A 26,431-nucleotide genomic window follows, 5' to 3' on the forward strand; every position below is an offset into this window, starting at 1 on the left:
ATACTTATTCTTGTTCAGTTATAGATGTAGAGGTGGAAACCACCGTAGATAGAGGAGCGGTCCAGCTTGTTGAGGCGTGCACTTTCAGCCGCCTCATAGGTCCACTGCCCCAGTATTTCGTTATTGACCCGCCCCGGCAGAATGCTTGGCTCGCCAGCCGTTCTGAAGATGACGCGCGCTCCTTGCCGTGCCGTTCGGGATATTCCTGCCCATAGATCGTTCAGCTGCCTGTCTGTCATCCAGTCCTGCGCATCCAGCAGGACGTAGGCATCAAGGCTGTTTGCATCCTGATTATCCAGATGCTCTGTGAAAGACCGATTAACAACGCGCACATAAGAGGCTCTTTTCCGAATTTCCGGGAAGTGTTGCGGCTTCAGATAGGGCGGCAAAGGGCCGGAAAGACCGGTTCCGCTGTGTGTATGAGAGGGCGCGTATCCGCGAGTGAAAGCTTGCCAGGCGAAGTAGTTGTCTTCCATTGGAAAGTCGCAGGCCAGCTTTTCCAGGCGTTGTTTGAGAACGCCTGCCATGTTGCCACCGCCTTCTGCGGCGAGGCTCTCATATTGCGTTGGGGGGATGCCGAGGCCGTAGAGCGACATCTTTTTAGAGGTCGCCCAGCGGATCAGGCGTTTATCAAAGAGCGGCGCCAGAACCTTGTCGAAATATGATCGCTGTTCGTTCAGGTCACGTGCGTCTGCCATTTTGCTCAGGTCAACGCCGTAGATTTTTGCAAGGAAGTGACCAAGACCGATAAAGTAGCCGAGCATTCCGTGGTGGTAGAGGTCTCGTGAGAACAGGGTGATGCGCTTGCGGCCCCACGCCGTCATGTCCCGCCCTTCCCAGTAGGCCATGGTTTCCGGATCGATGGCGGGCTTCAGATACTTCTCATAGGCGGCAATATTGGCTTTTTCATCAGCCTCACCAAAGAACCGATAGAACGTCTCGTAATCGGGGAACTCTTCCAGCGCGGTCAATTTCAGGCGGTTCAAAGCCACGTGCGCGCGGTTGAGGTCGACTGCCGTAATCTCCTGCGGGTCTGCTGTGAGGTAGGACATGACATTGCAGCCACCAGAAGCGATTGTCACCATTTTCGAATGGGGTTTGAGTTGCAGTGCCTGCATATCCACCTCCGGATCCTCCCAGATCTGCGGATAAACCAGCCCCTTAAATGCGAAGGTGAACAGACGCTCCAGCACGCCTTCCATGGAGATCAGTTTTGAACGATGTACTGCACGATCCAAACGTTTCTTTGACTGCCTGATAGTTGATGTCACGTGCATCTCCAGAATCAAGAACTGAAATCAATCGAGAGAAAGAGTTAGTTCACGCACACGACAGTTTTGCGACGTCGAAACATTGATTGTAATTGCAGAAAGATCTTGAAAACGCGGCAATACTGGAATGTTCTGGTAAACAACTCAGTGCACTTACATTTCTATTTACCTGCCTCATATTTTGCGATTTTCCTCCCACATACAGGTGTCAGGGCGCAGGCGAGGAGTTGCCTCGTCACCCACAGAAACTATTCTTTTTCCGTGGTGTGCGCATAGCTGATGGGTTATGAAACACTCTTGTTGTTTTATTCATTGGAAGGACGGACCCATGGCATCACAACGTACCATTCTCACTTCGCGTCGGCTCGTGAAGGTTTTTGGCGAAGATGCCAAGGAGTTTCTGCAAAATCTCGTGAGCTGTGACATCAGCGAGATTAGTGCGACCTCCAGCGCATTTGGTGCTCTTCTTACGCCTCAGGGGAAGATCCTCTGGGACTTCATTGTTTTTGCAGATGAGAACACGGGTGGCTTCCTGATTGATGTGAGCGCCGATGAACTTGATGCGTTTGCCAAGCGTCTTGGTTTTTACAAGCTTCGCGCCAAGGTGACTGTGGAACCTGCTGATGAGACCATGCATGTGATCGCAGAATGGGGAGATGATTTGCCAGCGGATAAACCGCGCGATCCTCGCCATGCTGACATGGGTGTTCGTTATGTTTCCTCCGGCGAAGTTGCAGAGACTGCCTCAGAAGCTGACTATCATGCGCATCGCATCAAACTTGGCATTCCGCAGAGTGGGCTGGACTTTCAGCTGGCAGACGTCTTTCCGCATGATACAGACATGGACAGTCTCAATGGAGTGGCTTTCTCCAAAGGCTGTTTTATCGGGCAAGAGGTTGTTTCCCGCATGAAGCACCGCGGAACGGCCCGCAAGCGCATCATCAAAGTTTCCGCTGAAAGCGCGCTGCCCGCCGCTGGTAGCGATGTTTTGGCTGGAGAGAAGAGCGTTGGAACATTGGGCTCTTCGCAGGATACCGATGGGCTCGCCCTGCTGAGACTGGACCGTGTGAAAACTGCGATGGATGCAGGTGTATCGCTGACATGTGATGGTGTTGCCCTCACCCCTTCCATTCAAGAATGGGCAAGTTTCAACTGGCCTTCATCTGATTAAGAGATACAGCTAAAGCAGTTCGCATTTAAGCTGGAACACATGAACTGCTTTAGTCTTTGTTTTGCGTATCTTTATCCGAAAACCAGTTTCCACTTTTCGGAGATACACTGTAGACATCACCTTAACCTTGACGACTGGCTTGATTGACTAATGTGTGCAGAGCTTTCCTCATCTTCCCCCCGTGCCTGGCAGCGGATGCTTTCTGGCAGACGACTTAATCTTCTTGATCCGTCTCCGTTGGATGTGGAACTCTCTGATATAGCGCACGGCCTGGCGCGGGTTGCGCGGTGGAACGGGCAAACAATTGGCGATCATGCGTTCTCTGTTGCCCAGCATTGTGTGGTGGTGGAAGAGATTGCGCTGATGCTCAAGCCTGATCTTGATATTCAATGGCGTATGGCAATCTTGCTGCATGACGCGCCTGAGTATGTGATCGGGGATATGATCTCCCCTTTCAAGAACGTGATGGGTGGCACCTACAAGGCCGTTGAAGAACGGCTGCACCATGCCATTCACAGAGCATTTAATCTGCCCCCCGACTTGCCAGTCAGCATTGCCAAGCTTGCCAAGAAGGCTGACATTATCAGTGCCTATCTGGAAGCAATCCATCTGGCGGGCTTTAGCAAGGACGAAGCAGACAAGATTTTTGGTAAGCCTGCAAAGGTTACTGCGGAGCAACTGGACACCTTGGCAGCAAGCATTGAGCCGCTGCCAACCAAGGATGCGCAAGAGGTCTTTCTGGCCCGGTTTGCTGAGCTTGATGACGCTCGCAAGAAAGTTGGAGGCCGCTGATGTTGCATGTCTGTCCACTTTCCAAGCTGGAAGACACGTTGACCTCAGCAAGGCCGAGCCATGTGCTTTCTCTCGTTTCTCCGGGAACAGAGGTGATCTTGCCTTCTGAGACAAAGCCTGCTCACCATCTGGTGCTGGAGTTCAACGACATTACTGAGGCGCGTGAAGGTTTGCTTGCCCCCAATAGGACGCATGCAGAGCAACTGCTGGATTTTTCCCGTGATGCTGCACGCAACGGCTCTTTACTGGTGCATTGCTGGGCCGGTGTCAGCCGGTCGACAGCTGCTGCCTACATCATTGCCTGTGCGATTATGCCGGATACAGATGAACGTGCGCTGGCCCAACATTTGCGCAAGGTTTCTCCTGTAGCCACACCCAATCCGCTGCTTATCTCTTTGGCAGACACTCTTTTGCAGCGAAATGGGCGCATGATACAATCAATCATCGAGCTTGGTCGTGGTGCAGAGACTTTTGAGGGCAACCTGTTCTCGCTTGATCCTGCCGCACTTGTTGAACTGGCATGACGGATACGGAGCAAACATTGATGAGCAATGCAGTGGAAACAGGAAATGCAGCCCAACGCGGTGCTGACATGGAGCCTGTCCAGCTTGGCATTGGTCTGAGTGCTGTCATTGTTTCCGTAAAAGACAAAGTGCCCTTTGTTTTGACTGTGCCGCAAAAAGTGCCTGACGAGTTGTCTGGCCTGCCCTCCGGCCCGTTTGACCCACGCGTACATCGCACCTTTGAGTTGGGTTTGCGTGCGTTTGTTGAAGAACAGACTGCCCTTCATATTGGCCATGTGGAACAGCTTTACACCTTTGGTGACCGCGACAGATATTCTCTGGCGCGGATTGGTGAGCCGCATATGGTTTCTGTCGGCTATCTGGCGTTGACGCGTCAGACACCAGAATCTGAACGGCTGCTTGCCAGACAAGGTGCTCGCTGGCGTCCCTGGTATGACTTTTTTCCCTGGGAAGACTGGCGTGGCGGTCAGCCGAAGATGCTGGAAGAGATTATTCATCCCAGCATGGAGACCTTCAGCAAGGCCCCGGACGATGATGCCAAGACCTACCATGAGCTGAGCCGGAAAGATCGTTACCAGCTCGCCTTTGGTGTGGGCTCTCTGAAATGGGATGAGGAACGCGTTCTGGACCGTTACGAGTTGCTTTATGGCTCCGGTCTTATGCGTGAGGCCTTGCGCGATAAGCAGCCAACTGCGCTGGAACGCAGCACCTTGCCAGACCTTGGCGAGGGCCTTGCCCATGATCACCGCCGTATTCTGGCAACGGCACTTTCCCGGTTGCGGGCAAAACTGAAGTATCGGCCCGTTGTCTTCGAATTGATGCCACCTGAGTTTACCCTGACCGATCTGCAGCAGACGGTAGAGGCGATTTCTGGCCGGCATATTCACAAACAGAACTTCCGCCGTCTGGTGGAAACGGGACAGCTGGTTGAGCAGACGGGCAGAACTTCAACCGCGACGGGCGGGCGTCCAGCGGCTCTTTACCAATTCAGAAGAGACATTTTGAAAGAGCGCCCGGCCCCGGGATTGCGCGTTAGCTTGCTCTGATTCACATTTTCGCCTTAAGTGACGTAAGGTTATCTACAATTTTTTTGAGTTTTTTCTCGGCAAAAATTCATAGGAAAAACGGAGTTGTGGATTTAACAGGGAGCCTTATGGTTAATCTTGTTAAGATTTTGATTGTGTTGATATCCTACAGCCACACCAAGATATCACAGGTGTCATTTCCTGCATGAAGCCTTTTGTTTCCTATGATTTTTGGCCAACTGAAAAATCCACCCAGACATGAAATAGCCCTAGTTTTTTGGTGAGTACCGTCCCTGCATATTAACCATATGCTGGCTGTCAGCGGCGTGAACTGTGGCAGAATAACTGGGGTTTTGGCGGGCTTAACTTTATATCAAGGTTAAAAGCGAAAAATGCACTCATCCGGAAAAGTGACGGGCGGGAGTGTTTTATCGGGCTTCTTCATCCTGTCGATCTCAGAGTTTGGGGTTCCCTTTTCAGGGAGTGAGAGACGCTGAGTTTTTGGGCGTTGATTTGGAGTAGATTGCGTATGTCGGGCCATGGGATGAAGAAGAATGCAGGACGCCGTGCTGTCCTCATGTACTTTAAGTACCCAATTCTAGCTGCAGGGCTTGCAGTTGGAACCTTTGCTGCATCTCCAGTAGCGTTGCAGGATATTCCGGCACTGACCGGAAACCTCGACGAGGAAACGCCGCGATGGATGCAATCTGTCTCCGCACGGGATAGCCAGAAATTTGCAAAGTACTTCGTAGCCCCTGAGAAGAAAACTCCACAGCGCCATGCGGTGAACCGCACTGGCAAGAGTGACATGCTCGTCACTACTCTGCCGAGCCGTGTTGTGGCTTTCATTCAAAATGCAGGCAAACCGAAAAGCTCCGACAGATTTGTTTCCCAGCTGCCGCAAATGGCTTTCAACGGCCATTATGGTGGGGATGCGCTGGCCGGTCTTGCCGACAACAATGGGCAGGCGGACACGTCTCCACTCGGCGAAGCGGCACGCCGTGCAGCACTTGCTGCCCGCAAGCAAATTGCGCAGAAGACAGTTAAGCCAGCGACCCTTTCCATCGCCAAGCAAAACGAGATTGCTTTGGCAACTGCTTATGCTCCAGCCACACCGCAAACCAACAAAGCACCGTTTGATGCGCTGTTGAGCAAGCCTAAAGTTTCGATTACGCCTTCCGGCAAGCCAACTCTTTCAGACAAGGAGCTGGCCTCGACTTCAGAGACCAATCCGCACTGGTGGTACATGCGCCAGTTGCCGAGCTCTGTGAGAAAATCCAAGAAGGAAATGCGCTGTCTGGCTGAGGCTATCTATTTTGAAGCACGCAGTGAACCGCGTGACGGGCAGATTGCTGTTGCGCAGGTTGTTCTCAACCGTCTGAAGAACCCAGCTTATCCGAACACAGTGTGTGGTGTGGTTTATCAGAACAAAGGCATGAAGAACGCCTGCCAGTTCTCGTTTGCTTGTGATGGCATTCCAGAGCGCGTGACTGAAGCTGGTCCATGGGCCAAAGCGAAGAAGATCGCGCAGCAGATTGTAAAGGGTGAGGTCAGCATTCCGGCTGTTGATGCCTCTACTCATTACCATGCAACTTATGTTCGCCCGAACTGGGCACCAACCATGCAGCGTAAGAAGCGCATTGGTAAGCACATCTTCTACAAGACCTACCGAGGTGGCTGGAGCTAATCCACGACCTCATATGTGAGAAGAATTTGGTGGCCTGACCGCTCCAATTTTAACCCCGCACCGGCGACTGGCTGATGCGGGGTTTCTTTTTGTCTAAACCTGCTTGTTGTGGCGTTATTCGACTTCCACGATGGTACGACCGCGTACTTGCCCTTTCATCAGTTTGGCAGCGCGTTCTTCCACATCTGCCAGTTTGATTGTCTCAGACAGAGTGTCCAGCTTGGCTAGATCGAGATCCTGCACCAGTCGGCGGTAAGCCTGCTCGCGCAGGGCCATTGGCGCCATAACGGAATCCACACCGAGCAACGCTACACCGCGCAAAATGAACGGCATAACCGATGTAGGCAGGTCCATGCCCTGCGCCAGACCACACGCAGCAACAGCACCGCCGTAGTTGGTCTGTGCCAGCAAGTTTGCGAGTGTATGACTGCCTGCTACATCAACCGCACCAGCCCAGCGTTCCTTGCCGAACGGTTTGCCCTTTTCGACCAACTCAGCCCGATCAAGTACTTCTGTTGCGCCGAGGCTCTTGAGGAAGTCAGCTTCCTCGGTGCGCCCTGTGAAGGCGATGGTCTCGAAGCCGAGTTTGGACAGCAGGCTGATGGCAACGGACCCAACACCACCGGATGCGCCGGAGACTGCGATTGGTCCGTGGTCAGGTGTCAGGCCGTATTTCTCCAGCGCCATAACGCAGAGCATGGCGGTGTAACCTGCGGTGCCAATGGCAGCTGCGCGGGCGGCAGAGATTTCTTCCGGGCGATGCAGAAGGCACTCGGACTTCAAGCGGGCGACTTGCGCGTAGGCACCGGTGTGGACTTCACCAACACCATAGCCGTTGAGGAGGACCTGATCACCCGGTTTGAAGCGGTTGCTTTCGCTGGTGAGAACTTCGCCAACGACGTCAATGCCCGGCACCATCGGGAACTTGCGGGTGATGCCCGGTGCGCCTGCAAGGGCCATCCCATCCTTGTAGTTGATGGTGGTGTGCGTGACTTTGACCGTCACGTCTCCTGCAGAGAGCTGATCAACACTGACTTTGTTCCACTTGGCAGGCAGTGGCTTGCGGCCGCTTTCATCTGCTTCAATCCAGAGGGCATCAAACTCGCTCATGGCCAATCCTTCTCGCCAATTCATGTTGCATGAAAGCTGGCAGAAGGAGGGCCATAAGGCAAGAAAATAACGCTAGGCAATATTCCGGTGTAACACACTGACAAACCTAGCTAGTTCACCTAATAGGCGTCTTACGCAGGCTTGGCGACCAGACGCCCTGCGGTGGCGGACTGTTCGCGGATTGGCCAGTGCACGATGGCTGCGAAAATGCCGAGCGCGATTCCGAGCCACCAGATGGCATCGTAGTTGCCGCTGCGCTCATAGAGCACACCGCCCAGATATACTCCCAGGAAGGAGCCGATCTGGTGAGAGAAGAACACGATGCCAAACAGCGTTCCCATATAACGTGGGCCGAACATGACAGCGACGAGCCCTGATGTTGGTGGCACGGTGGAGAGCCACAGAATGCCCATGGTGGCCGCGAAGATCAGTGTCGACATCTCTGAGATTGGCAGTGTGATGTAAAGCGTGATGGCGATGGCACGGGCAATATAGATAAATGACAGCAAGTATTGTTTCGGAACGCGTGACCCCAACACACCGGAGGACATGGAGCCAACAATGTTGAACAGGCCGATCAAAGCCAGCGCCCATGCACCCACGGAAACGTCAAAACCCTGATCCACGATGAAGGTCGGCATGTGCACGGTGATGAACGCCACGTGGAAACCACAGACGAAGAAGCCGAAGACCAGCAGGATGTAGTCTCTGGTTTTGAAGGCCAGACCCAATGTTTGAGAAAGGGTCATGCTGTCCTGCGGGTTCGCAGAGTTGCCAGCAGCTGGAGCTGCGGAACGGCCACGCAGGATATAAGCGAACAGGGGTACGATGGCGACGACAGCTGCCATATAGATCAGCGCGCTGGACCAGCCATAGTTTTCGATCAGGCCCAGGCCCAGCGGTGCAAAGAGAAACTGGCCGAAAGAGCTGGCAGCTGTGCCCATGCCAAAGGCGATGCCGTGGTATTGGGGCTGAACAGACCGGGCGAAGGCAGCCAAAACAAGCGAGAAGGATGTGAAGGCGACACCCAGACCGATCAAAACACCTGCGGAGACCTGCAGTAAGAGCGGCGTGTCTGACAGGCTCATAAGATAGAGGCCGATGGCGTAGATGATCGCACCGAGCACCAGAGTTCTTCCTGTGCCGAATTTATCTGCCATCATCCCAGCGAAAGGTTGCGCAGCACCCCAAACAAGGTTTTGAAGTGCCAGCGCAAAGGCAAACACATCCCTGCCCCAGCCAAACTCTGAGGACATAGGCGTCAGGAACAATCCAAGGGTTGCCCGTGGTCCAAACGAGAGAATGCCGATGATACATCCGCTGATGATTATGAGCGGGACGTTGGGGCCCCGCCGGACAGAGGATTGGTTCTCGACCTGGGTCGCTTGAGACATGCAATTTCCTTTCCTGCATCCGGCAGAGAATTTCGGCCAGACGCTGGACCAATGGTGTCCGTTTTTCGCTGAGCAGCGGGGAATAATCAGGTTTAATCTAATTTTCCGTTCTGCAATAATTGAAATTACTTAGGTCATCCATCAGCAATTGGAATGAGTCTTTATCCCTAAGGCATTTTGCTGGAAAGCTCTCTCTGATCAAATGCAGGCATATGTGAGAATACTAATATATTTCAAATTGCTAGCGAAACTGGCGGAGTCGCTTGACTTTGATTTGGGTCCTGACCTAATTCCCCCGTCAACATTTAGGGGCCAACCATGACCTACTCATTTTCTTTCGGAAAAACACTCGCTGCAGGCCTGCTTGCCTTTGCTGTAAGCGCACCTTTGGCAGCTTCTGCGCAGGACGATGTGCAGAGCCAAGCTGAGCTGACTGCACGCGTTGAAAAGCATGCACCTGCCAAAGAGCTTTACATCAAGGACCGCCCAATCCTCGGCTGGAAGATTATCGGCGACACACTGGCAGACCTGCCAGAAGCGATCCGTGGCCCGTTGGGTTCTGTAGATTCCACCAGCTACGATGATGCTTACATCGCCAAGAACGTTGGTTCTGTGGTTGCGTTGCAAATGAGCAAGACCGGCCCTGATTTTTACGTGATTGGCAAAGAGACGTTCACCTCCAAGTACGAGATGGTTGGTCTGGAAGACGTCGCTGCCAAAAACACCCGCCTTGTAAAGCGTTTGGATATGGTTCCGGAAGTTCTTGCGCTGTTTAATGCAAAAGACGCAGGCCTGACGGGAGCACTGAAGACCGTTCCCGTTGAGATGGTTCGCATGTCTGCCATCGGTTATGCCCCAGCTGCTGAAGTGATCATTCAATCTCCATGGGGCACACAGACCAAGCCTGCTGATCAGGATGGCTTCCTCGTGTTCGACAGCGGTGAGAACCAGTACTACATGGTCAATCAGGGCGCTGATGGTAACCCATCCAGCTACGTCCCAGCCAAGTAAGAGCCCTTTTCTGCTCTCAAGTGATTTGAGCCCGGCGTTTCCTCTGATTAAGCGGAAATGTCGGGCTTTTCTCATTTGTACCCTGCAAATTTAGGAAATTAAGTGATTACTCAGTAAGGCTAAATCGAGCTTAAACGCAGCAATCATATGCATCCGGCAAAAGAATAGGTTGTCGACGCGAGGGAAGAGGTCTATAAAAACTCAAAATGAGCATAAGGGTTGGCATCGGCATTGTGGCCGTGTTTTTTTATGGACCCCTTATACTCACATTGAGTATAATCCGGTTTCAGGCCGGCAGAATAAGGGATAGCGCATGTCCGCCACGACTACATTCGCTGAAGCAGACAGCCTTGCTGTCAATGACATTACTGCCGGCATTGAGGGTGCTGCTGTTCAAGCTGGCGCACCAGCGCCCAAACAGTATGCCCCTTTGGAGCGTCCAGACCTTGCCTACACGCCTGAGGTCGCAGAAGCGACAGCAGAGGCCTATGAGAAGGTAAAGGACTTCGTTCCTGCGATTGAATGGGCTGCTCTTGCTCCGTTGATTTTTGCGATCAACAAAGTGAAGAAAGAGCGCGACGCCGTTATTCTGGCGCACAATTATATGACCCCGGATATCTTCCACGGCGTGGCTGATATTGTTGGCGACAGCCTGCAGCTGGCGAAAGAAGCTGCGAAGACTGAATCTCAGGTTATCGTTCAGTGCGGTGTGCACTTCATGGCTGAGACCTCCAAAATCCTGTCTCCGGAAAAGACCGTTTTGATCCCGGATATGGATGCAGGTTGCTCCCTTGCAGAATCCATCACAGGTGCAGATGTACGAAAGCTGCGTGAAGCCAATCCAGGCGTTCCGATCATCACTTATGTAAACACTTCCGCCGATGTGAAGGCTGAGTGCGATATTTGCTGCACCTCTTCCAACGCAGTTCAGGTTGTTGAAGCCATGGGCACTGACAAGGTGCTGCTGATCCCTGATCAATACCTTGCAGCCAATGTGAACAACCAGACTGATGTTGATGTGTTGACCTATGCCGGCTCATGCGAAGTCCACGAGCGCTTTACGGCGGAAGAGCTGCGCGACTACCGTGCCATTGACCCTGATGTGAAGATCATTGCGCACCCTGAGTGCCCGCCGGAAGTTGTTGCAGAAGCTGACTTTGCTGGCTCAACCTCTCATATGATTGACTGGGTGAAGGACAACAGCCCTGAGAAGGTGATGATGATCACCGAGTGCTCCATGGCGGACAATGTTGCCTCCTCCACACCTGGCGTGAACTACATTCGCCCTTGCAACCTGTGCCCACACATGAAGCGTATCACCCTCACCAAAATTCTGGACTGTTTGCTCGATATGTCTGGTGAAGTGATTGTTGATGAAAGTGTGGCGGATCGCGCTCGTGCCTCCGTAGAACGCATGATCAACTTGAAGAACTAGAGGCTTTCGTGTAGCTGGCATATTGAAAAGTCTTCAGTGCACCCTGCTGCCTTTAACGGCAGCGGGCCTTTTAGATCAGGTCCCCATAGTCTGGAATAATCTCTGAAATGTCTCAGTTCGGTTCTTCTCTCGCCCCTGCTGTTGCTCTGAACGGCGTGGATGATGTTGTTATCTTAGGTGGTGGCCTTGCTGGCCTGTTTTGCGCGCTCAAGCTTGCGCCGCGGCCAGTGACCATTGTGACCAACGCGCCCATTGGCGGTGGCACCTCTTCTGCATGGGCACAAGGTGGCATCGCTGCTGCTGTGGCCGAGGGTGATCACCACTCTGCCCATACGCAGGATACGCTGACAGCAGGTGACGGCATTTGCGAAGAAGCCATTGTTGAAGGCATGACCCGTGAAGCGTCTGACCGCATTCACGATCTGCTGGGCTATGGCGTACCCTTTGACAAAGACCTTGCTGGCAAGCTGGCCCTTTCCCGCGAAGCTGCCCACTCCAGCCACCGTGTTGTGCGTGTGCGTGGTGACATGGCTGGTGAAGCCATTATGCAGGCGCTTGTTGATGCCGCCTACAAGACACCGTCTATCCGCATCATCGAAGGGTACATCGGCTGTCAGCTGATCGCAGAAGGCCGGTATGTCACCGGTATTACTGCGCGTCGCCGTGGTGGGACGCAGCGCATTACCATTCCTGCAAAAGCTGTTGTTCTGGCCTCCGGTGGTGTTGGCCATCTTTATTCAACAACCACCAATCCAGGTGAAGCAAACGGACATGGCCTTGCGATGGCTGCCCGTGCAGGCGCGCTGGTTTCTGATGCCGAGTTTGTTCAGTTCCACCCAACAGCTCTCAATGTTGAGCAGGACCCTGCTCCGCTTGCAAGTGAAGCAATCCGCGGTGATGGCGCGATCCTCATCAATAATGACGGTCATCGCTTTATGGATGGCATCCATCCTGATCTTGAGCTGGCCCCTCGTGATATTGTTGCGCGCGCGATCCATACAGAACTTGCGGCTGGCCGTGGTGCTTTCCTTGATTGCCGCGAGGCCATTGGGGCAAGCTTCCCTGAGCACTTTACCCGCGTTTATGCAGCCTGCGAGAAGGCTGGTATTGATCCGATCAATGGTCTGATCCCTGTTGCTCCGGCGGCACACTATCACATGGGTGGTGTGCTGACCGATGCCTCTGGCCGGACCTCTGTCGACAACCTTTGGGCGGCAGGTGAAGTTGCGGCGACGGGGGCCCATGGTGCCAACCGTCTGGCATCCAACTCTTTGCTTGAAGCTGTTGTGTTTGCAGGTCGCATTGCAGAAGACATTCAGGCCCTCATGCCGCATCACCGGGTGCATCATTGGGCTGAAATCGATGATGTTGATGATCAGGCCTCCACACGCAACCCGCAAGAACGTGCCGTTGTTTCCATGGTTCGCTCTGCTATGTCCCGCCATGTTGGTGTGGTTCGTGATGCAGAAGGGCTGACAAGGACGCTTGCACGGTTGCAGAACGCTGAGACGCTGTGCCGCCGCGACTCCATTCTCAACATGGTGATTGCAGCCAAGCTGATTACAGGGTCTGCTCTGCTTCGCGAAGAAAGCCGAGGCGGTCATTTCCGTTCTGACTTCCCGCAGAAGGCGGAGGCTGCCAAGCGCTCTTTTGTGAAGCTTGCACAAATTGAGAAGCTGGCGAGCGAGGCTGCTGCCAGCGATGTTGGCCAGCAGGCTGTTGAAGAGGAAGATATGCTATGAGCCGCCCGTCTTCATTGCCCGAGCTTTCGTTGATCATGGTGGATGATGCCGTCAAAGCTGCTTTGCTTGAGGACTTTGGCCGCGCAGGTGATATCACCTCGCAAGCAACCATTCCGGCTGATGCTGTTGCAACGGGTGTGATTGCGGCTCGTAAGGATGGCGTGCTGGCTGGCATTGATCTGGCTCTTTCCGCATTTCGTCAGGTTGATCCTACTCTCGATGTTACCGTGCTGGCGCAGGACGGGGATAAGTTGGAGCCGGGTACCATCATCGCCCGCATTCACGGTCCCGCTCGTGCACTGCTGCAGGCGGAGCGTGTGGCCCTGAACTTTTTGAGCCACCTTTCGGGCATTGCGAGCGCTACGAACGCATTTCAACGCAAAATTTCACATACCAACGCAAAAGTGGTTTGCACCCGAAAAACCACTCCGGGACTGCGTAGTTTCGAGAAGTATGCGGTGCGCTGTGGCGGCGGTATGAACCACCGGTTTGGTCTGGATGATGCGATCCTGATTAAGGACAACCACATCGCTGTTGCAGGCGGAGTTGTCCCCGCTATTGAGAGTGCTCGTGCTTTCGCCGGACACCTTGTGCGCATTGAGGTTGAGGTGGATACACTCGATCAGCTGAAGGAAGCCCTCACAGCCAAACCTGATGTGGTGATGCTGGACAATATGGGGCCTGATCTTTTGAGGCAGGCAGTTGAGATCAACAAGGGTCAAGCTGTGCTGGAAGCGTCTGGTACGATTACGCTTTCGACCATTCAGGCGATTGCCGAAGCTGGCGTTGATATCATCTCCTCCGGCTGGATCACGCACTCCGCTCCTATTCTGGATCTTGGGCTCGATATTGAGATCGGCTAGAGCGTTTGGAAAATTGAAATGAAAAAGGCCCGATCTGATGACCGGGCCTTTTTCTTGTTCTGATCTTATCCAACACCTTACATGTTTGGATAGTTCGGTCCGCCTGTGCCTTCCGGAACGGTCCAGGTGATGTTGCCGTTCGGGTCTTTGATGTCACAGGTCTTACAGTGAACGCAGTTTTGAGCGTTGATTTGGAAGCGGGGTGGTTCGCCGTTTTCTTCTACCCACTCATACACACCAGCGGGACAATAACGGTTCGACGGACCAGCGTAGACATCGTGCTCGGAAAGCTTCTGCAAAGTCTCGTCGCGCAGCTTCAGATGGATCGGCTGGTCTTCCTCGTGGTTGGTGTTGGAGAGGAAGACAGAGGACAGCTTGTCGAAGGAGATCTTCCCGTCTGGTTTCGGGTAATTGATCTTCTTGCATTCCTTCGCCGGCTTCAGGCTCGCAGCATCGGTTTTGCCGTGCTTCATGGTGCCGAAGAAAGAGAAGCCCATCAGCTCGTTGGTCCACATGTCGAGGCCACCGAAGACCATACCCAGCAAGCTGCCGAACTTGGTCTGCAATGGTTTTACATTGCGTACCTTCCAGAGATCCTTGCCGATTTCGGAATTGCGCCATGCACCATCGAACTGATCCAGCTCTTCGTGTGCTTCACCACGGCCCAGCGATTCAACGACCATATCCGCAGCCAGAATACCGGAGAGAACAGCGTTGTGAGAGCCTTTGATGCGCGGAACGTTGACGAAGCCAGCGGAACACCCGATGAGAAGACCACCTGGGAAAGACAGCTTCGGTACGGACTGATATCCCCCTTCGGAGATGGCACGTGCACCGTACGAAATGCGCTTACCGCCTTCAAACACGTCCTTTACACCCGCATGAGTTTTGAAACGCTGGAACTCATCAAACGGAGAGATATACGGGTTCTGGTAGTTGAGGTTCACAACAAACCCAACAGCAACCTGATTGTCTTCCAGATGGTAGAGGAAAGACCCGCCCTGGGTTTTACCGTCCAACGGCCAACCCATGGAGTGCTGAACCAGACCCGGTTTATGCTTGGATGGGTCTACTTCCCACAGCTCTTTGATACCAATACCGAATTTCGGATGATCACTGTCGCGATCAAGATCAAACTTGTCTACCAGCGTCTTTGCAAGCGAGCCACGGACACCTTCGGCGATCAACGTGTACTTGCCGAGCAGCGCCATACCACGCATGTAGCCGTCTTTGTGAGATCCATCACGCGCAACGCCCATATCACCCGTTGCAACGCCGATCACCTTGCCGGAATCGTCGTAAAGCACTTCAGCTGCTGCGAAGCCTGGATAGATTTCCACGCCGAGCGCTTCTGCTCTTTCTGCAAGCCAGCGACAGACATTGCCCAGAGACACAATGTAATTGCCGTGGTTGTTCATGAGCTTCGGCATCAGGAAGTTTGGCAGACGAAGGGAACCCGCAGGGCCAAGCAGATTGAAATGGTCTGCTGTGACAGGTGTCTTGATCGGAGCACTCTCGTCTTCACGCCAGTCAGGGATCAAGCGATCAATGCCAATTGGATCAATCACAGCACCAGACAGAATATGAGCGCCAACTTCAGAGCCCTTTTCGAGCACGACGACGGAGATTTCCTCTCCCTTCTCCGCAGCCTGCTGCTTAATCCGGATTGCCGCTGATAGACCTGCAGGACCTCCGCCTACAATCACAACGTCGAATTCCATGGATTCGCGCTCTGCCAGAGTTTCCCCTTCAGACATATTATTCTCCCTCTACACTTTATCCACTTCATTTCGCGTCAAATGATGTGGCAGCGCATTATTTTCCAGCACCTCAAGTGTCAAAACTTTATTTAGTCTCTGTGTAATTGAGCGGATACTATAGCGCAATGCGTTTTAAGGTGCATTCCGTCAGGTACCCCAGCAAAAAAACTATCTACACCTTAAGGAATTATTGTAATTTCCCCAAGTTAACGTGAACCACTTTACACTGTTCCCCACTGAGTTAGCCCATTCTCGTTTTTCTATTGGACAGTTGCGCTTTCATAATGAATATAGGGCGGACTGGGCTGCTGCCCATCCATGGTGCATTGCAAAAGAGTTATTCCCTTTCGCCTGTGCCGACCTGTGTGCCACAACTAGTAAATGGCTATGTCTGAAGTTCCTGTCGCAAATGCCGCCGAGCTGGAGGCTTATCTGGAGTTTTTAAGCGCCGTCGGCGTCGACTGTGCGTTGGAAGATGCTCCAGTGGACCGCTTTGCGCAAACTCAGAGCCAGATGGAAAAGCAGGTGCAGAGCCGCCCTGCTCCGCAGCAGAACATCGCTCCAGTCAGCTCGTTCAGCGCACCAGAGCCAGCGCCGTCACAGTCCAAAAATCTCAGTGTTTCACCTGCTGAAATGGCACGTAACCTGCGCGAGAATGGCGTCTCCGCAGATGCCAAGCAGGAAGCGAAGAAGATTCTGGAACGGCAGCGCGCTGCCAAGGAAGCGGCTATTACGACGTCTACACCAACTGCGGAGACAGACGCGAATGCTGTTATTCCGAATGCGGAAACAGTTGGTTCGGCCAGAACCGCCGCAGGTTCGGCGCAGTCACTTGATGAGCTACGGAAAATCCTTGCAGGGTTTGAGGGCTGTAATCTGCGACTGACAGCAAAGAACCTTGTGTTTGGGGATGGAAGTTCCAAAGCACGCATCATGTTTGTTGGGGAAGCTCCGGGACGCGAAGAGGACATTCAGGGCGTGCCGTTTGTGGGGCGTTCGGGTCATCTGCTGGACCGGATGTTGAAAGCTGCCGGACTTGATCGTTCCATGGTTTACATTGCCAACGTGGTTCCATGGCGTCCACCGGGAAACCGCACCCCTACTCCGCATGAAACGGAAATTTGCCGTCCGTTCATTCAGCGGCAGATTGAGCTGGTTGATCCGGAGATTGTTGTTTTCCTCGGGGCGGCCTCTGCCAAGACGCTCAGTGGTGCCCGTGATGGCATACGCAAGCTGCGCGGGAAGTGGCTGAGCTATGGCGGCGACGGCACTCAACGCAAGGCGATTGCGACTTATCACCCTGCTTATCTTTTGCGCAGTCCTGCTGAGAAAAGATATGCTTGGCGAGACATGCTCCAGATTCGTGCCGAGCTTGAAACAACCGAGTAATCCCCACTGTTTTGATGAGGCTCTCTGAGTTCTCAAGGTGTAGATTTGTTATGAGGATCACACTGTTGCGTTTTATTGCGTAAATTGCCATTTCTTTTGGCAAAAGCTCTTCTCTCCTGATGATTGCTGCCTATATTGGATGAAGTTGGTTACCCCAACGACATACAAGTTATCGACGCAAAGGAGAATTTTGAGTTGTTGAACAAGCTGCGCAGCTACCTTCCGGGCAAATTGGGCAAAGTAAGACCTATCGTACCCGTCGTCCGTTTGCATGGTGCTATTGGTGCTGCATCTCCATTGAAATCAGGTTTGAACCTGAGCAGTGTTGAAGACGCGCTAGAAATAGCTTTCAGCTTTAAAGAAGCTCCGGCTGTTGCCTTGTCCATCAACTCACCTGGCGGTTCGCCGGTTCAGTCTCATCTCATCTTCAAACGCATTCGTCAGCTGGCTGATGAAAACAATAAGCAAATCCTTGTTTTTGTAGAAGATGTTGCTGCATCTGGCGGCTACATGATTGCACTGGCTGGTGATGACATCATTGTTGATCCGTCCTCTATCGTTGGATCCATCGGTGTCGTATCTGCCGGGTTTGGCTTTACGGAGCTTCTGGAGAAAACCGGCGTTCAGCGCCGTGTTTATGCAAGTGGAGACAAGAAGGTCACACTGGACCCGTTCTCACCGGAAATAAAAGAGGACATTGAGCACCTCAAAACATTGCAGCACGAAATCCATGAGATGTTCATCGACATGGTGAAGAGCCGCCGCGGTGACGTGCTGAGCGATGACGAAAACCTATTTTCCGGCTTGTTTTGGACTGGAGCCAAAGCGCGTGATCTGGGCCTCGTAGATGGTCTGGGCGATCTTCACTCCACGATCCATGAACGGTACGGCAAAGAAACCAAAGTGAAATTTGTTGGCACCAAAAAGCGCTTTCTTAGCCGCTTTATTCCCGGTGCGAACCTTCAGGGAGGTCTGAATGAGGCTGCTGGCACATTGCCTGCTGCTACACTTGCGACCCTGGAAGAAAAAAGCCTTTGGGCAAAGTTTGGTCTTTAAGTAATCTCCATAGGATTGCCTAAATTGCCAGAAATAACAATGCTTCACATAAGTGATGGAAGGAAAATGCAGATGACTGAGGTATTAGGAACTGTTGCTTTGATTGCAGGTGGATATGCTCTTTACAAAGCCGTAAAGAAAGAAATTTCCAATATGGCATTCAAGAAACAGCCTGCCTATGCAACTGCTCGCAAGCGTCCGGTTGACCCAGCATATACGCGTCTGGTTGAAGATCCGGCCACTGGCAAATACCGCCCTGTAAGCAACTACTAAGAGCCGTGCTCTAGTCTTTGACTGACAGGTGCCCGCATGACGTTTGGTCTGCGGGCCTGGCGTCGTGGTAATATTGCACGTATTCCCTATTTAACAGGAATAGACTGCGCGCTAGCAAACCAGTTTTGCGGATTCCAGTTTGATTTTATTGTCCGCAGGTTTCGATCTGCCGGACCTATATCGTAATTTTCCAGAAAATAGAGATACATGGCATGATCTATGCCCGGTGAGTTCTCCCCATTTACTCCCAAACATGAATCTGGATAGTTGAAGTAACAACCGTCGACAATGTCGTCCGGATCGTTTCGTGGATCAGGAAAACCGTCATATTTGGCATAAACGTCAGCATACATTTCGTTGATCCAGCCAACATGGGCTTTCTCAAGCTGCTTGTTATCTTGTCCAATTGCCGCATCATTATCCCAATAGGTTTGGTATTGCAGTTTCATGATTGAGCTGCGTTGTGCGATTGGCGTTGCTGTGCTGGAGACCTGATTTATTGCACAGCCGTAACTGTCAATCTGGCACAGGCTCTGGCTCATATCGCTCAATGACACTCCATCCGGGACCTTCTGCAGATGTTCATGAAGCGCGGCGACCATGTCGTCAGTGAAGCCTTTCTTCATATAAGCTGATTTGTATTTTCCAAACTGATTTGGGCCAGAACCATTTGTGTTTTGAACGCCTTCCAGAAACGTAAAACGGCGAAGCTGGGCCGTTGCACTCACAGGACTGATAGCCTTTGCAGTGCCGTGCCATGGATGTCCGTTTATGGGACCCGGCTCGGTTGATAGTCTTGTTATCTCGCCCAGTGTTCTTTTTTGATCCTTGATCCTGTCATTCAGATAGGCCTCATACTCCTGACCTTGAACCCCGAGTGATGGGGCATCAAAATAATAGGATGCGAAAACCATTTTCCCAGCAGCAAGATGGTTCGCATGGAATATGCCAAAGCTGGGCCACTTGGATTTGTCTCCGTCCTGCCCTTCCTGTGAGAACCGGGTGAAGATGTCCAGCAGTTGCCTGAGGACAGGTTCTGTGATGAGCAGGTTTCCATTTTCATCCTGCCAATCAAATGAAAACGCGGTGGTGTAAAGATATTGCGGTGCTTTCGGAGTGTCCTGGAAATAGTAGCGGGTGATAATGCCGAAGTTTCCTCCGCCACCGCCACAGACCGCCCAGAACAGATCCGGGTGGTTCACGGGAGAAACTTTCTCATAGAGTTCAGGCGTTGGAGCCCCTTGAGGCATGATCACCACGTCCACTGCAGACAGGTAATCAACGGTCAATCCAAATGCGCGGGAAAAGAGACCATACCCTCCGCCAGTGATGTGCCCGCCTAGTCCGACTGAATAGCAGCTGCCTGCTGGTAGTGTGGTATCAAACATGTTGTTGAACATGCGATACATATCCCAGTTTCCAAAGCCGACATCGATGTAATACCCGTAGTTTGGATCACTGCCCACACCGCGTAGCCCGGTCAGATCGATGATGTATTTTGTGCCCGCATTGTAGACGAAGTTCTCATAGCAGTGGCGACCACAGGTGATTTGCAGTTCGCCTGCTTTTGCTCCTGACGCAATCACCTCTCTCCAAGCGGCTGTTACTTCTGCAGCTGAGGCAGGGGCGTAGACGCGTTTCAGACTTGGCGCATACCAGCGGCGGTCAAATCCTTGACGATCACTCAGAACAGGCAGGCGGGACATCACCATCGGTACGCTCTCCAGCTTTTATGCAGACTACAATGACCCTGCCACTAAATAAGCTTTTTCCCGGGCTCAATATCCCTGATATTGTGGGGTATGGGCCTGCGCCGAAACACAGCTGCGATTCCGGAAATGAGCATGAGAAGAGTAATCCGCCTTACTCCCCGTCTTTTTCACAAAATATCTTTGATTTTTCAGGAATGCTTGACCTTCCCTGTTTGACGTGGCACCTGTGCCTCAACTTGGATTTTGCGCCGTTTCGGTGCAGTACATTTTGGATTTTCAGGAAACACTCCCATGTCTAGTGAAGCCGTTCCGGCACATATGCAGCCAACCAAGTCCTTTCAGGGTCTCCTCATGACTCTCCAGAGATTCTGGGCCGATCAGGGCTGCGTTATTGTGCAGCCATATGACATGGAAGTCGGCGCGGGCACATCCCATCCATCAACAACACTGCGTTCGCTCGGACCTCGTCCATGGAAAGTGGCGTATGTCCAGCCATCTCGCCGTCCTACCGATGGTCGCTATGGCGAAAATCCAATGCGCTTGCAGCACTACTATCAGTTTCAGGTTATGCTGAAGCCTTCTCCTGCGAACCTTCAGGAGCTGTATCTGGCTTCCTTGCGTGCAATCGGCATTGATACAGAAATCCATGACATTCGCTTCGTTGAGGATGATTGGGAGAACCCGACACTTGGCGCATGGGGTCTTGGTTGGGAATGCTGGTGTGACGGCATGGAAGTTTCTCAGTTCACATACTTCCAACAAGTAGCTGGTTTTGAATGTAAGCCAGTTGCTGGTGAGTTGACTTACGGTCTTGAGCGCATTGCCATGTATGTTCAGGGTGTCGACAATGTTTACGACTTGAACTTCAATGGCCTTGAAGGCGACGAGAAGGTCACGTATGGCGATGTGTTCTTGCAGGCCGAGCAGGAATATTCCCGTCATAACTTCGAGCATTCCGACACTGAAATGCTGTTCCGCCACTTTGCGGATCATGAGCGCGAGTGTAAGCGCCTGCTGGTAGCAAGCGCAGAAGCGATGGAGAAAGCTGGCGATGGCCTGCAGAAGGTTGTTATGCCTGCTTATGACCAAGCGCTTAAATGTTCCCACGTGTTCAACCTGCTTGATGCGCGCGGTGTCATTTCCGTAACTGAGCGGCAGAGCTATATTCTGCGTGTGCGTGAACTTTCCAAAGCTTGTGGTGCAGCCTTCCTGCAGACCGAAGCTGGTGGTGTGGGCTACAAAGGCTAGTCCCAGTCAACATGATGAATTCTTAGTGCCGGGGCAGAAATGCCTCGGCATTTTTTGTTGTCACTTCTCTGCCCTACGACTCCTTGAAAGATGCCTGCTGATAATCAGTAGGTTTTCAGGACTGCAATCAAACGGATATTTTTAAAGCGATATCCTGTTTGATTTGCAAATCACTCCCCCATTGCCAGCTGCCTGCGTATCTATGCGCTGATCCAAATTGGGGTGCATTCGCGGAGTTCTCTGTTCCATGACTGTCGAAAGTACCGAAGCGCATGAAGATGGCACTGCAGCAGCCTCTTCCGTCCCTCCACCTGAGATGACTGCTCAACCTTCCTCCACGCAAAACCTGAGTGATGAGCAGATCGCCAATGCGATTGTTTCGCGGTTGAGCCGTGATGACAAACTGGCCATGCGAGACGGTGATCAGGCCTTCTGGCCGGGCGTTCGGGAGATGATGAAGAGCGGCTCTCAATCAGGTCCGTGGGCAGCGGGGGCGTTGCCAGAGCATCACTTGCCGGGTGTTCATTACACAGAAGGCTCACGCGGGATCGTGCTGAAGGGCGCCACAACGTTTCCTACAGTGATAGCAAGAGCGGCAACCTTTGACCCTGAGTTGGAAGAACGGATTGGCGCAATCATTGGATATGAGATGCGCGCCTTTGGTGGCACGTTGTTTGGGGGCGTGCCACTTAACCTGATGCGCCATCCGGCATGGGGACGAGCACAGGAATCTTATGGTGAAGACAGCTTCCTGATCGGCGCAATGGGCTCAGCCCTCGTTCGCGGTGTTCAGCAACATGGCATGGCATGCATCAAAAACTTTGCTCTGGCATCCATGGAACACTCCAAGCTTTCCCTCAATGTTACAGTGGGACAGCGAGCACTCTATGAGGTGTATCTTCCTCACTTCAGGAAGGCGGTTGAGGCAGGTGCTGCGGCTGTCATGACGTCCTACAGCTCCATCAATGGCGAGCTTTGCGGACACAACAAAGAGCTTCTCACCCAACTGCTGAAAACAGATTGGGGGTTTAAGGGGTTTGTGCTGAGTGACTTCCTGTTCGGCATACGCAATGCGAGGGAGGCTGCTCTTGCCGGCATGGATCTGGAGATGCCGTTCCAACTGCACTTTCACCAGCACCTGTCAGAGCTGATCGATGATGGAGAGATCTCCGAGGCAGCATTGGATGACGCCTGTTACAGGCTTATTCTGCAACAGCTCAGAGTGCTGCGGAAAGGCCGTTATGAGAAGACCCGCGTTGGCTGCGCTGAATTTAGATCTGTTGCGCAGGAGGCCGCTGAGAAGTCGACTGTGCTCCTGAAGAACGAAGGTGGATTTCTACCTCTTAAGGACATTCAAAGTATTGGTGTTATTGGGCGTTTGGCGAGTGTCGCCAATACAGGCGACAAAGGAACGAGTGATACACAGCCGACACATATAACCACGCCGCTCGCAGGCCTTCGTTCCTACTACAAACACAAGATCGACATCTGGCAGGACAGAGGCCAGAACATCAATCGTGCCCTCCAGATCGCAAAACGAGCAGATGCAATTGTGCTGGTGGTTGGGAATGACCACAGCCGTGAAGGTGAATGGGTTTCCGCTGATCTGGCAGCACGCTTTCATGAAGTTCTTCCTCAACCTCGGAACCGCGAAGAAGCGAAGATTGCCTCTCAGTTTTTACGCGCATTTGGTGGTGGAGGTTCTGCGGGCAAACCTCAAGAGTCCGGAGGAGTTGAAGACGGTTATGGTTCCGGCGACAGGCAGAGCCTTCGTCTGCCTCCGCACGATGTCGAATTGATCAAGCAGGTCTGTGCCGCAAATTCCAACTGTGTCGTGGTTGTTATGGGGGGCGGCACTATTTTGATGAACGAATGGCAGGATAAGCCTGCTGCCATCTTGCTGCATTGGTATCCAGGGATGGAGGGAGGAACTGCACTTGCCCGCATTCTATCCGGCGAAGTCTCCCCCAGTGGCAAGCTGCCGTTTGTCATCCCAAGGCGAGAGAGTGACCTGCCTGACTTTGATCGCAATGCGCGTAAAGTGATCTATGACCTTTGGCATGGATACAGAAAACTGGACAAAGATGATGTTACACCAGCGTATCCATTCGGGTTTGGTCTGAGCTACTCTCAATTCCATTATTCGGAACTTGTTGTTACACCTCCTGATGAGCTCCTTACTGGTAGCATTGACGTTCAGTTCTCCATCGCCAATATCGGGCAGGTTGAGGCGGAAGACGTTTCGCAAGTTTATATTGCCCCTAAAGGGTCCGCAGTAGAACGCGCTAAACAGGAGCTGAAGGGCTTCCAGCGTCTTCGTATTCCAGCAGGTGAAAGCAGGCAGGTGACTGTCTCCATCCCGATTGAGGAGCTTGCGATATTTGATAGTGAACGCAACCAGATGGTGGTTGAGCGCATCGTCTACGAAGTGGTTGTGGGCAGCTCTAGTCAGGATCCCAACAGCCTGCGACTGGAACTCGACCTGTTTGGTGAACTCAATGAAACTACTGAGGAACCTGCGTAGACGGGCTTAGATTATCTCAGCACTACAAAGTCTGATGCAAGGCAGCTGTTCACACCCCTGTTGATTGGTTGTGCCCGGCTGATGTTTTTTGCTCAATTACGGTTCCGCGCTGCCTATTGGGGGTGACAATGCCCTTGAGTATTGCTAGGCACTATCCACCTTAGAAATTCGCGATTGATTGACCAGTTAAAGGCGTCGTTCACCAATGCCAGATCTTCTCCTCGAACTCTTTAGCGAGGAAATTCCTGCCCGCATGCAGCGTCGTGCGGCTGAGGATTTGAAATCCCTCCTGACCAATGCTCTTGTTGATGCAGGTGTAACCTATGAAGGCGCGAAGGCTTATGCCACTCCACGCCGCCTGACACTGCACATTGCTGGCTTGCTTGCAGGCTCCAAAGCAACCCGTGAAGAGCGGAAGGGCCCTCGCGTTGGCTCGCCTGAGAAAGCATTGGCCGGATTCCTGCGTGGCGCAGGCCTTTCTTCTATTGACGACGCTGAAATTCAAAATGACCCGAAAAAGGGTGATTTTTACGTCGCTGTTATCGAAAAGCCAGGTCGGAAGACCGAGGATATTGTTGCTGACGTGATGCCAGACATCATTCGCAACTTCCCTTGGCCGAAATCTCAGCGCTGGGGTTCTGGCAGCTTGCGCTGGGTTCGCCCGCTGCACTCAATCGTTTGTACCTTTGGCCCAGAGACTGAAGAGCCAGAAGTTATTCCGTTTGAAGTTGATGGTATCAAATCAGGCCAGACCACCTATGGTCACCGCTTTATGGCACCTGAGGCAATCGAAGTGCGCCGTCTGGAAGACTATATGTCCAAGCTGGAAGCTGCCAAGGTTGTGCTTGATGCGGACCGCCGCAAAGACATCATCGATGTAGATGCGAAAAACGCGGCTATGGCGCTTGGTCTTGAACTGGTTGAAGATGCTGGCCTTCTTGACGAAGTATCCGGCCTCAACGAGTGGCCGACCGTGCTTATCGGTTCCTACGATGAGAGCTTCCTTCAGCTGCCTGACGAAGTCATTCAGCTCACCATTAAGGTGAACCAGAAGAACTTCGTGCTGAGCGATCCAGCAACATCTCGCCTCTCCAACAAGTTTGCATTGACTACAAATATCGTTGCAAAGGATGGTGGTACCAAGATTATTGCTGGTAACGAAAAGGTTGTTTCTGCACGCCTTTCCGACGCCAAATTCTTTTGGGAAACGGACCTTAAGACCAAGCTGGAGAGCAACGTCTCCAAGCTGCAGGACATCGTGTTCCACGAGAAGCTCGGTACTGTAGCTGCCCGTGTTGATCGCCTTGAGCGTCTTGCTGCGGAAATCGCTCCACTTGTTGGTGCTGATATCGAGCAGACCAAGCGTGCTGCACGTCTTGCGAAAGCTGACCTCGTTTCTGCAATGGTTTTCGAGTTCCCTGAGCTGCAAGGCTTGATGGGTCGCTACTATGCAGAAGCACAGGGCGAAGATGCTGCTGTTTCTCAGGCGATTGAAGATCACTACAAGCCAGCTGGCGCGTCTGATGATGTACCAGTATCACCTGTTTCCATCGCTGTTGCTTTGGCAGACAAACTGGACATTCTTGCTGGCTTCTGGGCAGTCGACGAGAAGCCAACTGGATCCAAAGATCCATTTGCGCTGCGCCGTGCTGCTTTGGGTGTTATCCGCCTAGTGTTGGAGAACGACCTGCGCCTGCCACTGCGTGATGTTCTGGTTCAGAGCCTGCGCCGCAACCTTGCAGACATTGCAGCTGCACGCGGTGAAAGTGCGCTCTCCGATCTTCCATTCATCGGCAAAGGCAAAACCGGCGAAGGCGTTGTTAAAGACATCTTCTCCATGGTTTCCAAAGCAGCTGACGTGGTGCTGGCAAACGTTTCCGACAAGATCCCTGAGACCTCTCTGGAATCAGGTCTGATTGATGATCTGCTCAGCTTCTTCGCAGACCGCATGAAGGTGGTTCTGAAAGACAAAGGCGTGCGTCATGATCTGGTTGACGCGGTTCTGGCTCGTGGTGGTCAGGATGATATCAATCTGATCGTGAAGCAGGCAGAAGCTCTTGCTGGATTGCTGGGCAGCGAAGACGGCGTCAACCTGCTGGCAGGTTACAAGCGTGCTGCAAACATTCTGCGTGCGGAAGAGAAGAAGGACGGCAAGGCCTTTACGGGCAAGCCTGATGCTGCTCTGCTGGAAGAACAGGCAGAAAAAGACCTGGCAGCTGCGCTGGATAGCGTTCTGGTTGAAATCAAACCGTTGCTTGATGCTGCTGACTTCTCCGCTGCAATGGCTGCTCTTGCCAAACTGCGCGGCCCAGTTGACGGCTTCTTTGACGACATCCACGTGAATGCTGAAAAGCCGGAGGTTCGCGAGAACCGACTGAAGATCCTGTCTGAAATTCGTGCAGCTGTTCATCAGGTCGCTGATTTCTCAAAGATCGCTGGCTAAG

The 26,431-nt window shown here is 52.6% G+C and carries 20 protein-coding genes; 15 read left to right on the forward strand and 5 right to left on the reverse strand.

All coding sequences use genetic code 11. From position 1 onward, the window contains the following. Window positions 1–14: 14 nt before the first annotated feature. Entirely contained in the window at window positions 15–1,277 is a 1,263-nt protein-coding gene (locus DHN43_RS04345) for a DUF3419 family protein (protein WP_108817822.1), read from the reverse strand. Window positions 1,278–1,599: 322 nt separating this feature from the next. Here DHN43_RS04345 and ygfZ point away from each other — a divergent pair, with 322 nt between their 5' ends. From ygfZ to DHN43_RS04370, 5 genes are all read left to right on the forward strand, one after another. After that, a complete protein-coding gene (gene ygfZ, locus DHN43_RS04350; RefSeq protein WP_108817823.1) occupies window positions 1,600–2,442 on the forward strand; it encodes a CAF17-like 4Fe-4S cluster assembly/insertion protein YgfZ in 843 nt (280 codons plus the stop codon). A gap of 150 nt (window positions 2,443–2,592) precedes the next feature. Then, window positions 2,593–3,234, forward strand: coding sequence for a YfbR-like 5'-deoxynucleotidase (locus DHN43_RS04355; protein WP_108817824.1), 642 nt, complete (start codon window positions 2,593–2,595; stop codon window positions 3,232–3,234). After that, window positions 3,234–3,758, forward strand: a complete 525-nt coding sequence (locus DHN43_RS04360; protein ID WP_108817825.1) for a tyrosine phosphatase family protein — start codon at window positions 3,234–3,236, stop codon at window positions 3,756–3,758. The genes DHN43_RS04355 and DHN43_RS04360 overlap by 1 nt, the downstream gene beginning before the upstream one ends. A 20-nt stretch (window positions 3,759–3,778) precedes the next feature. After that, window positions 3,779–4,804 (forward strand): NUDIX hydrolase, encoded by a 1,026-nt coding sequence (locus DHN43_RS04365; protein WP_108817826.1) that lies wholly within the window; start codon window positions 3,779–3,781, stop codon window positions 4,802–4,804. Window positions 4,805–5,312: 508 nt separating this feature from the next. Then, complete coding sequence (locus DHN43_RS04370) at window positions 5,313–6,470, forward strand: cell wall hydrolase (RefSeq protein ID WP_108817827.1); 1,158 nt, start codon at window positions 5,313–5,315, stop codon at window positions 6,468–6,470. 114 nt (window positions 6,471–6,584) lie between these two features. On the opposite strand, the gene acuI is transcribed toward DHN43_RS04370, so the two are convergent. Together acuI and DHN43_RS04380 are read right to left on the reverse strand one after the other, a co-directional pair. After that, window positions 6,585–7,604 carry an acrylyl-CoA reductase (NADPH) gene (acuI, locus tag DHN43_RS04375; RefSeq protein WP_108817828.1) on the reverse strand — a complete coding sequence of 340 codons (1,020 nt, stop codon included), beginning with the start codon at window positions 7,602–7,604 and terminating at the stop codon, window positions 6,585–6,587. Window positions 7,605–7,711: 107 nt separating this feature from the next. Further along, window positions 7,712–8,974, reverse strand: a complete 1,263-nt coding sequence (locus DHN43_RS04380) for an MFS transporter (protein ID WP_108817829.1) — start codon at window positions 8,972–8,974, stop codon at window positions 7,712–7,714. Window positions 8,975–9,292: 318 nt separating this feature from the next. Here DHN43_RS04380 and DHN43_RS04385 point away from each other — a divergent pair, with 318 nt between their 5' ends. The 4 genes from DHN43_RS04385 to nadC all read left to right on the forward strand — a co-directional run bounded on the left by DHN43_RS04385 (window position 9,293) and on the right by nadC (window position 14,025). Then, complete coding sequence (locus DHN43_RS04385; protein ID WP_108817830.1) at window positions 9,293–9,985, forward strand: hypothetical protein; 693 nt, start codon at window positions 9,293–9,295, stop codon at window positions 9,983–9,985. 313 nt (window positions 9,986–10,298) lie between these two features. Continuing rightward, a complete protein-coding gene (gene nadA, locus DHN43_RS04390) occupies window positions 10,299–11,420 on the forward strand; it encodes a quinolinate synthase NadA (protein ID WP_108817831.1) in 1,122 nt (373 codons plus the stop codon). Between the two features lie 107 nt (window positions 11,421–11,527). After that, complete coding sequence (locus DHN43_RS04395) at window positions 11,528–13,162, forward strand: L-aspartate oxidase (RefSeq protein WP_108817832.1); 1,635 nt, start codon at window positions 11,528–11,530, stop codon at window positions 13,160–13,162. Next, the gene (gene nadC, locus DHN43_RS04400; RefSeq protein ID WP_108817833.1) at window positions 13,159–14,025 is read left to right on the forward strand and encodes a carboxylating nicotinate-nucleotide diphosphorylase; all 867 of its coding nucleotides are present in this window, start codon (window positions 13,159–13,161) and stop codon (window positions 14,023–14,025) included. Before DHN43_RS04395 ends, nadC begins: the two co-directional genes overlap by 4 nt. Window positions 14,026–14,102: 77 nt before the next feature. Here nadC and DHN43_RS04405 read toward each other — a convergent pair whose 3' ends face one another. Next, complete coding sequence (locus DHN43_RS04405; protein WP_108817834.1) at window positions 14,103–15,782, reverse strand: electron transfer flavoprotein-ubiquinone oxidoreductase; 1,680 nt, start codon at window positions 15,780–15,782, stop codon at window positions 14,103–14,105. 390 nt (window positions 15,783–16,172) lie between these two features. Between DHN43_RS04405 and DHN43_RS04410 the strand changes: the two genes are divergently transcribed. From DHN43_RS04410 to DHN43_RS04420, 3 genes are all read left to right on the forward strand, one after another. Further along, on the forward strand, window positions 16,173–17,174 hold the full coding sequence (locus DHN43_RS04410) for a uracil-DNA glycosylase (RefSeq protein WP_208994818.1): 1,002 nt from the start codon (window positions 16,173–16,175) through the stop codon (window positions 17,172–17,174). A gap of 195 nt (window positions 17,175–17,369) precedes the next feature. Further along, window positions 17,370–18,230 (forward strand): S49 family peptidase, encoded by an 861-nt coding sequence (locus tag DHN43_RS04415; RefSeq protein ID WP_108818005.1) that lies wholly within the window; start codon window positions 17,370–17,372, stop codon window positions 18,228–18,230. A gap of 72 nt (window positions 18,231–18,302) precedes the next feature. Next, the gene (locus DHN43_RS04420; RefSeq protein ID WP_208860103.1) at window positions 18,303–18,503 is read left to right on the forward strand and encodes a hypothetical protein; all 201 of its coding nucleotides are present in this window, start codon (window positions 18,303–18,305) and stop codon (window positions 18,501–18,503) included. A gap of 86 nt (window positions 18,504–18,589) precedes the next feature. On the opposite strand, the gene DHN43_RS04425 is transcribed toward DHN43_RS04420, so the two are convergent. Further along, complete coding sequence (locus tag DHN43_RS04425; protein ID WP_108817836.1) at window positions 18,590–20,215, reverse strand: FAD-binding protein; 1,626 nt, start codon at window positions 20,213–20,215, stop codon at window positions 18,590–18,592. Between the two features lie 291 nt (window positions 20,216–20,506). Here DHN43_RS04425 and DHN43_RS04430 point away from each other — a divergent pair, with 291 nt between their 5' ends. The 3 genes from DHN43_RS04430 to glyS all read left to right on the forward strand — a co-directional run bounded on the left by DHN43_RS04430 (window position 20,507) and on the right by glyS (window position 26,430). Further along, window positions 20,507–21,463, forward strand: coding sequence for a glycine--tRNA ligase subunit alpha (locus tag DHN43_RS04430; protein WP_208994819.1), 957 nt, complete (start codon window positions 20,507–20,509; stop codon window positions 21,461–21,463). 247 nt (window positions 21,464–21,710) lie between these two features. Then, on the forward strand, window positions 21,711–23,987 hold the full coding sequence (locus tag DHN43_RS04435; protein WP_108817837.1) for a beta-glucosidase: 2,277 nt from the start codon (window positions 21,711–21,713) through the stop codon (window positions 23,985–23,987). 205 nt (window positions 23,988–24,192) lie between these two features. Then, window positions 24,193–26,430 (forward strand): glycine--tRNA ligase subunit beta, encoded by a 2,238-nt coding sequence (gene glyS / locus DHN43_RS04440; protein ID WP_108817838.1) that lies wholly within the window; start codon window positions 24,193–24,195, stop codon window positions 26,428–26,430. Window position 26,431 lies beyond the last annotated feature (1 nt).

It is taken from the genome of Pseudovibrio sp. Alg231-02 (genome assembly GCF_900143565.1).
Taxonomy (GTDB): Bacteria; Pseudomonadota; Alphaproteobacteria; order Rhizobiales; family Stappiaceae; genus Pseudovibrio.

Coding starts and splice junctions, on each gene's coding strand:
- DHN43_RS04345 (WP_108817822.1), bottom strand. CDS start 1,277: ATGCACGTGACATCAACTATCAGGCAGTCAAAGAAACGTTTGGATCGT.
- ygfZ (WP_108817823.1), top strand. CDS start 1,600: ATGGCATCACAACGTACCATTCTCACTTCGCGTCGGCTCGTGAAGGTT.
- DHN43_RS04355 (WP_108817824.1), top strand. CDS start 2,593: ATGTGTGCAGAGCTTTCCTCATCTTCCCCCCGTGCCTGGCAGCGGATG.
- DHN43_RS04360 (WP_108817825.1), top strand. CDS start 3,234: ATGTTGCATGTCTGTCCACTTTCCAAGCTGGAAGACACGTTGACCTCA.
- DHN43_RS04365 (WP_108817826.1), top strand. CDS start 3,779: ATGAGCAATGCAGTGGAAACAGGAAATGCAGCCCAACGCGGTGCTGAC.
- DHN43_RS04370 (WP_108817827.1), top strand. CDS start 5,313: ATGTCGGGCCATGGGATGAAGAAGAATGCAGGACGCCGTGCTGTCCTC.
- acuI (WP_108817828.1), bottom strand. CDS start 7,604: ATGAATTGGCGAGAAGGATTGGCCATGAGCGAGTTTGATGCCCTCTGG.
- DHN43_RS04380 (WP_108817829.1), bottom strand. CDS start 8,974: ATGTCTCAAGCGACCCAGGTCGAGAACCAATCCTCTGTCCGGCGGGGC.
- DHN43_RS04385 (WP_108817830.1), top strand. CDS start 9,293: ATGACCTACTCATTTTCTTTCGGAAAAACACTCGCTGCAGGCCTGCTT.
- nadA (WP_108817831.1), top strand. CDS start 10,299: ATGTCCGCCACGACTACATTCGCTGAAGCAGACAGCCTTGCTGTCAAT.
- DHN43_RS04395 (WP_108817832.1), top strand. CDS start 11,528: ATGTCTCAGTTCGGTTCTTCTCTCGCCCCTGCTGTTGCTCTGAACGGC.
- nadC (WP_108817833.1), top strand. CDS start 13,159: ATGAGCCGCCCGTCTTCATTGCCCGAGCTTTCGTTGATCATGGTGGAT.
- DHN43_RS04405 (WP_108817834.1), bottom strand. CDS start 15,782: ATGTCTGAAGGGGAAACTCTGGCAGAGCGCGAATCCATGGAATTCGAC.
- DHN43_RS04410 (WP_208994818.1), top strand. CDS start 16,173: ATGTCTGAAGTTCCTGTCGCAAATGCCGCCGAGCTGGAGGCTTATCTG.
- DHN43_RS04420 (WP_208860103.1), top strand. CDS start 18,303: ATGACTGAGGTATTAGGAACTGTTGCTTTGATTGCAGGTGGATATGCT.
- DHN43_RS04425 (WP_108817836.1), bottom strand. CDS start 20,215: ATGGTGATGTCCCGCCTGCCTGTTCTGAGTGATCGTCAAGGATTTGAC.
- DHN43_RS04430 (WP_208994819.1), top strand. CDS start 20,507: ATGTCTAGTGAAGCCGTTCCGGCACATATGCAGCCAACCAAGTCCTTT.
- DHN43_RS04435 (WP_108817837.1), top strand. CDS start 21,711: ATGACTGTCGAAAGTACCGAAGCGCATGAAGATGGCACTGCAGCAGCC.
- glyS (WP_108817838.1), top strand. CDS start 24,193: ATGCCAGATCTTCTCCTCGAACTCTTTAGCGAGGAAATTCCTGCCCGC.